The organism is Xanthomonas sp. 3058 (genome assembly GCF_014199765.1).
GTDB lineage: Bacteria > Pseudomonadota > Gammaproteobacteria > Xanthomonadales > Xanthomonadaceae > Xanthomonas > Xanthomonas campestris_B.
Genome location: NZ_JACHOF010000019.1, coordinates 69014 through 78627, shown reverse-complemented (window position 1 = coordinate 78627; position 9614 = coordinate 69014). Strand labels below are relative to the sequence as shown.

The window sequence follows — 9614 nt, the reverse complement described above, 5'->3', positions numbered from 1 at the left end:
TGACACCGTACGAATTCATCTGCAAACAGTGGACATCCGAACCCGATCTGTTCAAGGTGGATCCGATCCATCTAATGCCGGGACTGAACACCTAGGCGAGCGATTTCCCCTTCATCCGCACCCATGAAGGCTGGATGTACCTGGCTGTGGTGATCGATCTGTTTTCCAGACAGGTGGTCGGCTGGGCGATGCGCGATCGGGCCGATACCGAGTTGGTCGTGCAGGCCCTGCTATCGGCAGTGTGGCGGCGCAAACCCGCCTCCGGCTGCCTGGTTCACTCGGACCAAGGGTCGGTCTACACCAGCGACGACTGGCGCAGTTTTCTGGCATCCAATGGCTTGGTCTGCAGCATGAGTCGGCGCGGCAACTGCCACGACAACGCACCCGTGGAGAGCTTCTTCAGCCTGCTCAAACGCGAGCGGATCAGGCGGCGGTTCTATCCCACCAAGGACGCCGCTCGCGCCGAGGTATTCGACTACATCGAGATGTTCTACAACCCCAAACGCCGTCATGGTTCAACTGGCGATCTGTCGCCTGTAGAGTTTGAACGGCGCTACGCGCAACGAGGGTCCTGAGTGTCTACGGAACCCTGGGCGTATCAGTTAGCCGCTATCGCGCTGACGCCGAGGATTCGGGCACGCCTACGCCATCCTGAGCGCTACGCCGCTGACCGGCGACGATGACGCGCGGTGCAGTTGGACAGCCTGGCCTGGGTGGTACAGGGCGTCACGAGCGCACACCGGCAGCCCAGGCGTACCGAGTGCTGGCGTCGCTTTCACAAGGTCTTTAGCAAGAACCGATCAATGGCCGCCAGCACCTCGGAATGCTGGTCCCTGATAAAGAAATGGCCGCCTTCGAAGGTCTGGAAGGTGGTTTCACCAGAGGTTTCGTCGCGCCAACCCTGGGCGACGTCGAGACCATGGGTGGGGTCTTGGCGTCCGCTCAAGATCAAGAGTGGGATCGGCAGGCGGGGCTGCGGTTGCCAGCGATAGCTGCGAACCAGGGTCAGGTCCGCCTTGATGGTCGGGAGGAAGAAACTCATCAGCGCCCGGTTGTTCAGGACCGTTTCGGGTGTACCGCCGTAGGCGCGGATAAGGGCCAGCACCTCAGCATCGGAAAGTGCTGGCTGCGCTAAAGGTTCGAAGCAGGCGGGCGCCTTGCAGCCGGACAGGATCAAGCCGCGAGGCAAGGGCAGCCCTCGCTCTGCCAGCGCTCGGCAGATGAGGAAGGACAGCAGGCCACCGAAGCTATGGCCGAAGAAGGCGAAGGGTTTCTGGCTGTCGGCGAAGAGAGGCACCAGTGCCTGGACGAACGCCTGGATGTCGGCATAGACAGTTGCCGGGCAACGCCCTCTGCCTGGCAATTCCAGGGTGATCCACTCGATGGAGGGGTCGAGTCGCGTCGCCCAGCCCGAGTAGGCCTGGGCGTCGCCACCGGCGTAGGGAAAGGCATAGAGGGTGCGTGGCCGCTGCTCGCGGCTGGCACGTACCAGCCAGGGATGGTCTAGGGTCTGGGACATGGCGAGGTCTCCTAGGCTCTGTACGAAAAGTGCCTGCGCTCGGTGATGCTTCGTTGAAAAAGGCTTCGGAATGCTCATTTACCACTCGTAAACTGCGCTTCCTCAGCCTTTTTCGCCTCGCCTGACCTTCGCTCGACGACTTTTCGTACAGAACCGAGCAAGAGGAAGAGGTCGCGCAGCAAGCGGGCCGGCGGTCAACAACCGACCCCGAGCCCTGGTCGCTCGGCCTTGACCAGCACGGCGGCATTGCCCACGACTTCGCCACTCAGCAGCGCCTGATGCGCCTTAGGTGTCTCCTCGAACCGGTAGAGGGTATTCAGGGTCGGCACTACCCGGCGTTGTTCGACCAGTTGCAGGAATTCCTGGCATTCGCGGATGTTGGCGTAATGGGAACCCTGGATGCGCTTCTGGTGCATCCAGAGGTGGCGCACATCGAAGTCGCAGTTGTAGCCGGACGTGCCGCCCACGATGACCACCATGCCGGAGCGGTCGCAGATCTGCAGCGAGGTGGGGAAGGTGGCCTGGCCGGAGTGTTCGATCACCAGCTTGGGCAGCTCCTTTTTGCCCAGCACCTTGAAGAAGTCGCGCCGAAAACTCGCGAAGCTTTTGGTCCAGGCGCTGTGCGCGTCGGAGTTCAAGTCCGGCAGACGGCCCAGGTGCGGATAGTCGGTTCTGAGCAAGTAGCCCACGGCGCCGAGTTCGCAGGCGTAGCGGCCTCTCTCCGGACTGGACACCACGGCCACCGGCAGCCCCCCGAGCGCTCGGGTCAGTTGGATCGACATCGAGCCCAACCCGCCTGCCGCCCCCCAGATCAGGACCGCATCGCCCGGTTTGACGGTATTGGGGGCCCAGTGAGTGAGCTGCTTGTAGGCGGTCGGACCGTTGAGCATCAGGGTGGCGCTTTCCTCCCAGCTCAGGAACTTGGGTTTGGGGAAGCATTGGTAGTCTTCGACGAGGGTGTATTCGGCGAAGGAGCCGTAGCTGGTCTCGTAGCCATAGATTTCCTGGTTGCTGCAGAACATGGGGTCGGGTGCCACTCGCGATTCGATGGTGGTGGCGTCGTAGACCGAGCAGGACACCACCACGGTATCGCCTACCTTGACGTGGCTGACCGCGTCGCCCACGGCTTTCACGTAACCGGAGGCTTCCGAACCACCAATGTGGAAGGGTTCGGCGTCACGGTTGCGCTTGCGCCGCGCGGCGATGATGTCCACCGGCTTACCCTGGGCAGCCCAGACGTTGTTGTAGTTGAGACCGGCGGCCATCACTTCGATAAGGACTTGGTGCGGACCCAGGGCGGGGATCCGCACCCGTTCGAGTTGGATGGCCTGCAGGGGTTGGCCATAGCGCTCGGGACGGATCAGAAAGGCCTGCATGTTTTCAGTCAGTGCTTGATTCATGGGCTTCCTACTGGTTTTCAGGTTGAGGATCGGCGCGGCCGATCCGGGGCTAGTCGAGCGGTAGGCCGCGCTCGGCGGCGGCTCCACGGGTAGCGACCACGATGCCGGAGGCCAGGGCGCAAGGCGTACCCCGCGCATTGGTCAGGACCGCAGAGGCGAACGCCAGGCCCGGTGCCTGGCGCTCGAGCCGCGCCGTGACCTGACAGGGGAGGCGGCGCACCTGGCGCAGCAGCTTCACCGACAACTCGATGACGCCCGCGGGGGTGTGACCGAGGGCGGCATGACCGCAGAGACCGATGGCCGCCTCCAGGGCCGCACACAGCACGGCGCCGTTGATGCCAGGTTGGGTGAGGTCGCCGAAGGCGCCGCCGTGGGTCGGGTGCGGCTCCGCGATGGCCAGGCAGACGCTGTCGGCGCTCAGGGTGACGACGCTCAGGCCCAGGCTCTGGAAGAGTGGCGACCGATCCAGGACATCGTGGAAGTGCTCCGGGGTCATGACGCCGCTCCGCTGTAGTCCGCCAGCACCTGGATGAGGCGCTGCGCGGTGTGCGGCACCTCATCGCTGAGCAGGGCGAAGTGACGTCCCGGTGTCTTCACCACCTGTGTCAGACGCGGCCAGAGTCGCGGCCAGGTATCGCTGGCGCCCGCTGCGGAGGCCTGCTCCGCCTGCAGCAGCAGGACCGGAGCCTCCAGTGGCAGGGGACTCCAGCGGCCGAAGAGGTCCAGGTAATAGGCCATGGCGCTCAGGCCGTCGTCATCGGTCGACCAGAAATCGCTGCGGCTTTCCAGCCAGTCGCTCAGGACTTCCTCGAGGACCGCCGAACGCATGGCGGCCGGCGGGTAGGTATCGATCAGGCAGAGAGCCGCAGGGTGGATGCCTCGCTGTTGCAGTTGCTCGGCGACTGCATAGGCGACCAATCCGCCGGTGGAAAAACCCAGCAGCGTGAAGGAGCGACCGGCGGCGCAGGCTGCGACGGCGTGCGCGAGCGCCACTGCCGCAGCTTCGGCGGAAGCTGGCAACGGCCCGTTACCGTAGCCCGGCAGGGGTAAGGTCGCCAGGCTGTAGCGGCCTTCGAGTTCGCGGCTCAGGCGTTGATAGGTGAGATTAGCCCGGGCGGGCAGGAAGGAGTTCAGGCAGATGAGCAATGGCCGGTCACGTTCTTGGCGGGACCAGGTGGGCGTGGGTGCCTGCCCTTCGGCGGCAGCCGGGGCGAACGTCGGCCTTCTGGCCGCGGCGTGCGCCAAGCGCTCCAGCCCCTTAGCCAGGCGCCCCTGCTGCATCGCCTCGCGCAGTTCTTCGAAGATCAAGCCCACTGCCGCCGTGGTTGACGCCGGGGCCCGCTCCGGCTGGTCCAGGCGGGCGCCCAGGTGTTCGGCCAAGGCGTTGGGGGTCGGATGGTCGAACACGGCAGTGGACGGCAAGCGGACGCCGGTCGCGGCCGCCAGCCGACTGCCCATCTCGACGGCCGTGAGCGAATCGAAGCCCAGGGCGAGGAACTCGGTATCGCCGGGTATCGCCGCTGGATCGGGATGCCCGAGCACTTCGCCGATCCCTTGGGCGATCACCGCCAGCAGGTGTGTCCGTCGCTCGCTGGGAGCCAGTTGCGCAAAGGCGTCGGGGCCTTGGCTTGCCGGCTGCCCGCTGCGGTCGGCGAGCAATTCGCGCAGCAGCGCCTGGGGCCCATGGCGGCGCAGTGCTGGCAGGTCCAGGCGGGCCGGGATCGAGAGCGGCGGCAGGGTGCCGGTCAACGCCAGATCCACCTGGCTCAGGCCATCCTCCAGGGCGATGGGCAACTGGCCCCGGTCGAGTAGTTCCTGGATACCCTCGGCGGCCAGTCGCTCGCCCATGGCCGAGCGCTCGGCCCACAGGCCCCAGGCCAGGGCAACGGCCGGCAAGCCCAGATGGCGACGATGGTGGGCGAGGGCATCGAGGAAGGTGTTGGCCGCGGCATAGTGGCTCTGGCCTGGCTGGGGCAGCAGGCCGGCCGCCGAGGAGTAGAGGACGAAGGCGGCCAGGTTCCGCTGGCGGGTCAGCAGGTGGAGTTGCCAGGCGGCGTCCAGTTTGGGCCGTACCACCGCTTCGAGCTGCGCCGGGGTGAGTTGCAGCAGGGTCGCCGGCTCGACGACGCCGGCGACATGGAAGACGGCGGTCAATGGATGCCGTGCGGGCAGGCCGTCCAGCAACAGCGCGAGGGCCTGAGGATCAGCGACATCGCAGGCGGCGACCGTGGTGGCTGCCCCTCGTTCTGCCAGCTCTTCCACCAGGGCGGTGGCCTCGGGCGCCGCTGCGCCGCGACGACTCACCAGGAGCAGGTGGCGTACGCCGTGCTGGTCGACCAGGTGACGCGCGAGAGCCCGGCCCAGGGTGCCGGTGCCCCCGGTGATCAGCACGGTGCCCTCAGGATCGAGCGGTACGTCCAGCCGTTGCTCGGTTGCCGGCGCCACCGCACTGGAGCGCACCAGCCGTGGCGCCAATAAACGCCCCCGGCGCATGGCCAGCTGCGTTTCCCCAGCCTGGGCGACCCTCAGGGCACGGTCGAAGTCAAGCGTTGTGGCGGGTACGGTATCCAGGTCCAGCAGCAGGATGCGGCCGGGATGTTCCTCCTGGACGGTGCGCACGAGGCCCCAGAAAGCAGCCTGGGACAGGTTGGGCACGTCTTCGTCATCGGCAGTGGCCACCGCCCGGCGGGTGGCCACCAGCAACGCATGCCTTGCCGTGCGCCCATCTTCCAGCCATTCGCGGAGCGTTGCCGCCAGGGCCTGCAGGGCGCGGTTCGCCGCGGCAGGCGTGGCCGGGGGTAGGGGCGGTACAAGGACGAGCGCCGTACCGGGTGGCGTAGCGGCCAGGGCGGTGAGGGCATCGGTCAGGTGGCGGTAGGCAGCGCTGGCGCAGTCGCTCGGCAGGTCGTCCGCGGAGCCCAGCCAGAGCGGTTCGAATAGGTCAGCCACGGGGTCGGGCGATACCTCGCGCCACCTTAGGCTGTAGCCGACGAGCCGGCGTGGCATGGCCCCCGTGTTGGCCGACTTCAGCACCATGGAGTCCAGGGTGACGACTGCCCGGCCTTGGTAATCCGCCAGGCGCATGCGGTAGTCGTGGGGCGCGGTAGGCGAGGTTTGTCGCGCCTTGATTTGTAGCAGGCCGCGTAGCTGCGTGGCGCCGGCTTGGTACAGACGCATGCCACTCATGGAGAACAGCAGGCGCGGTGCAGCGGCGGGAGGCGCGGCGCCCTCGACCAGCAGGCCCGAGTGCAGGCCCGCGTCCAACAGCGTCGGGTGCAGGGTGAACGTCGGGCCTGGCTCGCTATTGGCACGCTCAGCTTCGACGTAGATGCCTTCCGCGCTCTGCCAAGCGCGGACGATTCGCCGGAAGGAGCCTTCCAGTTCCACACCCTGTTCGGCCAGCCGCGCATAGAGGTCGGCGAAGGCCAGCGGCTCGGCGTGGGCCGGTGGCCAGACGGCGCTCTGCAGGTCTGGCCAGAGCGGTGGCTCGGTGCGGTCGGGCAACAGCCGGCAGCTGGCGAAGTGCAGCCAGCCACCTGGGGCATCCTGCTCCGCCGGGCGATAATAGGCCGCGACGTTGTGCACACCCTGGGCGTCGGGCGCGTCCAGATGAATCTGGATATCGACCGCACCTTGGTCCGGCAAGGGCACCAGGCGTTGCAGCGTCAGGTCTTCGAGCCGCGGACAGCCCAGCCGGTTGCCTATCGTCAGGATGCACTCGGCGGTCATGGCGCCGGCGCCGTACGCCTGGCCACCGACGCGATGTTCCAGCAACCAGGGCTGGTGGGAACCAGCCAATTGCCCCCAGAACATCCAACCCTGGCCATCGGCGCGTTCGAGCCCGTGCGACAGCAGCGGATGTTGCAGGGCGAGCAGGCCGGGCGGGCTGCCCGCGTGACCGGTCGCGCCGGCGCGCGGCTGCAACCAGTAATGCCGGTGTTGGAAGGGATAGGTGGGCAAGGCCATGGCGGGAGCCGGCGGCAGCAGCCGGTGCCAGTCCAGCGCGGCGCCCTGGGTGTACAGCTGGGCGAGCGCTGCGAACAGCGGGCGGGGATCGTCCTTGTCGCGCCGCTGGGGGGCGATCCACTGCGCCTTATCGCCCGCGGGATGATGGCTCGCGTTGGTCCGGCCGAGCGCCGTCAGCACAGCGTCCGGCCCGATTTCCACGGCAGTGGTCAGGCGGTGGTCGAGCAGCCAGTGCAGTGCAGCGGCGAAGCGTACCGGTTGGCGGGCCTGCTGCGCCCAGTAATCGGGTGAGCGCGCCTGCTCGGCGGTCAGCGGCGTACCGGTGACGGTCGAGACGATGGGCAGGGTGGGGACGTGGAAGCTGAGTCCTGCCAGGGTCTGGCGCAGTTCGGCAAGGATGCCGTCGAGGTGCGGCGAGTGGAAGGCATGGCTGACGCGCAACGCCTGGGTGCGATGGCCCCGTTGCTGCCAGTCCGCAGCCAGGCGCTCGACCGCGCTGCGATCACCGGAGATCACCACGGCCGTCGGGGCGTTCACGGCGGCAATGGCGACGCTCTGTTCGAGCCCGGCCAAGGTGGCCCTGACGTCCTGCTCCCTCGCCTCGATGGCGACCATCGCTCCCTCGCGGGCGATGGCTTGCATGAGGCGGCCACGGACGGCGACGAAGCGGGCGGCATCGGCCAGCGTGAAGACGCCAGCGACATGGGCCGCGGCGATTTCGCCGATGGAGTGACCCAACAGCACGTCCGGGACGATGCCGAAATGCCGCAGCATCCGGTACAGGGACACCTCGAAGGCGAACAAGGCCGGCTGGGTGAAGTCGGTACGATCCAGCAGCGCGGCGCGGTCGCTGCCCTGATCGGCGAATATGAGGCTCTTGAGCGGCTGTGCCAGCAGCGGGTCGAAGGCGGCGCAGATCTCATCCAGCGCCGCAGCGAACGGCGGACAGAGGCGGTGCAGGTGCCGCCCCATGCCCGGCCATTGCGCCCCCTGGCCGGAAAACAGGAAGGCGGTCGTGCCGCTCGGCGAGCGCTGGCCCTGGATCAACCCCGGAACATGCCGGCCTTCGGCGAGCGCGCGGAGTTGCACCATGGCATGTTCGCGCTGGCCGGCCAGGATCACCGCGCGATGATCCAGGGCGCTGCGTTGCAGGGCCAGCGACGCATTGAGCGCGTCGATCTCGGTTGCCGGGTCTTCGAGCAGGGGGAGGATCTGGAGCGCCTGGGCCCGCAGCCCTTCTGCGCAGGCGGCAGACAGCGGGAAGCTGACGGCTGGCAGTCCTTCAAGCTCGGCGACGGTCGTGTGGCGGACCATCGGCGCGGCCGGTGGAGCCTGTTCGAGGATCAGGTGGGCATTGGTGCCGGAGAAACCGAACGACGACACGCCGGCCCGCCGGGGATGCCCGGTGTCGGGCCAGGGACGCGCCGTGTCGAGCAGGCGCACGGTCCGGTCCGACCAGTCGATCTTGCTGGAGGGCTCCTGGGCATGCAGGCTCTTGGGTAGTACGCCCTGGTTCAGCGCCATCACCATTTTGATGACGCTGGCGACGCCCGCCGCCAGTTGGGTGTGCCCGATGTTGCTCTTGAGCGAGCCCAGCCAGAGTGGCCGCTTCTGCGGGCGCCCGCGTCCATAGGTGTGGATTAGCGCGCCGGCTTCGATGGGATCGCCCAGCGCGGTACCGGTACCGTGCGCCTCGACCACATCGATGTCGAGCGGGCGCAACCGCGCATTCTGTAGCGCCAGCTGGATCACCTGCTCCTGGGCCGGGCCGCTCGGTGCGGTCAGGCCGTTGCTGGCGCCATCCTGGTTGAGCGCGCTGCCACGGATCACCGCCAGCACGGGATGACCGGCGCGCTGGGCGTCGGCGAGCCGCTCCAGCAGCAGCACGCCGGCACCCTCGGCGAAGCAGGTGCCGTCTGCCTGTTCGGCGAAGGCCTTGCAATAGCCATCGGCGGCCAGGCCGTTCTGCCGGGTGAATTCGGCGAAGACCTCGGGCGTGGCCATGACGGTCACCCCGCCGGCCAGCGCCAGCGAGCACTCGCGGCCACGCAGTGCCTGGACCGCCAGGTGGATGGCGGTGAGGGAGGCGGAGCAGGCGGTGTCTACCGTCACCGCTGGGCCCCGCAGGCCGAGGACGAAGGCGATGCGTCCCGAGATGATACTGCTGAGTCCGCCCTGCAAACGATAGCCGTCGGCAGCCGGGTTACGCCGCTCCAAATCGGCGAGATAGCCATTCTGGGTTGCGCCGAGAAACACGCCGGTGGCGCTGTTTTTGAGGCTGGCGGGCACAATGCCGGCCCGCTCCAGCACCTCCCAGCTGACCTCCAGCAGGAGGCGCTGCTGGGGGTCCATGGCCTGGGCTTCACGGTCGGAAGTGCGAAAGAAGGGGGCGTCGAAGCCGGCAACATCGTCGAGAAAGCCGCCCCGCCAACCGGCGACGCGCTCGCGCAGCGGCGATTCCGCGGAGAACAGGCTATCGAGCTGCCAGCCCCGGTCGCTTGGCAAGGCGCCGCTCACGGCCTCGCCCGCTTCGACGAGGCGCCATAGCGCCTCCGGTGTCGCCAGGCCACCGGGCAACCGGCAGCCCATGGCAACGATGGCGATGGGTTCCTGGGCGGCGGCCTGCAACTCGTGGTTCTGCCGCCTGAGCATTTCGTTGGCCATCAGACTGGCACGCAGGGCTTCGGTCAGTCGCTCGCTGTCGGTGTTCCTGGTCTCGGTCATGGCGC

At 67.6% G+C, this 9614-nt stretch carries 4 protein-coding genes and 1 pseudogene; 1 reads left to right on the top strand and 4 read right to left on the bottom strand.

Features of this window, described 5'->3' with window-relative positions; all coding sequences use genetic code 11:
- Positions 1 to 98: 98 nt before the first annotated feature.
- Positions 99 to 575: pseudogene (locus GGR61_RS17645) on the top strand (IS3 family transposase); the annotation flags it as partial.
- Between the two features lie 200 nt (positions 576 to 775).
- Here the strand turns inward: GGR61_RS17645 and GGR61_RS17640 are convergent.
- The 4 genes from GGR61_RS17640 to GGR61_RS17625 form a co-directional block, all read right to left on the bottom strand.
- Positions 776 to 1519, bottom strand: a complete 744-nt coding sequence (locus GGR61_RS17640; protein ID WP_184623003.1) for an alpha/beta fold hydrolase — start codon at positions 1517 to 1519, stop codon at positions 776 to 778.
- Positions 1520 to 1713: 194 nt separating this feature from the next.
- Positions 1714 to 2919 (bottom strand): crotonyl-CoA carboxylase/reductase, encoded by a 1206-nt coding sequence (ccrA, locus tag GGR61_RS17635; RefSeq protein WP_184408484.1) that lies wholly within the window; start codon positions 2917 to 2919, stop codon positions 1714 to 1716.
- A 49-nt stretch (positions 2920 to 2968) separates the two neighbouring features.
- Positions 2969 to 3415 (bottom strand): PaaI family thioesterase, encoded by a 447-nt coding sequence (locus GGR61_RS17630; protein ID WP_184408483.1) that lies wholly within the window; start codon positions 3413 to 3415, stop codon positions 2969 to 2971.
- The gene (locus tag GGR61_RS17625) at positions 3412 to 9609 is read right to left on the bottom strand and encodes a type I polyketide synthase (RefSeq protein ID WP_184623001.1); all 6198 of its coding nucleotides are present in this window, start codon (positions 9607 to 9609) and stop codon (positions 3412 to 3414) included. Before GGR61_RS17625 ends, GGR61_RS17630 begins: the two co-directional genes overlap by 4 nt.
- Between the last annotated feature and the right edge of the window lie 5 nt (positions 9610 to 9614).

Bases quoted from the DNA above. Each gene is read 5' to 3' on its own strand.
- GGR61_RS17630 (WP_184408483.1), bottom strand. From the start codon at position 3,415: ATGACCCCGGAGCACTTCCACGATGTCCTGGATCGGTCGCCACTCTTC.
- GGR61_RS17625 (WP_184623001.1), bottom strand. From the start codon at position 9,609: ATGACCGAGACCAGGAACACCGACAGCGAGCGACTGACCGAAGCCCTG.
- ccrA (WP_184408484.1), bottom strand. From the start codon at position 2,919: ATGAATCAAGCACTGACTGAAAACATGCAGGCCTTTCTGATCCGTCCC.
- GGR61_RS17640 (WP_184623003.1), bottom strand. From the start codon at position 1,519: ATGTCCCAGACCCTAGACCATCCCTGGCTGGTACGTGCCAGCCGCGAG.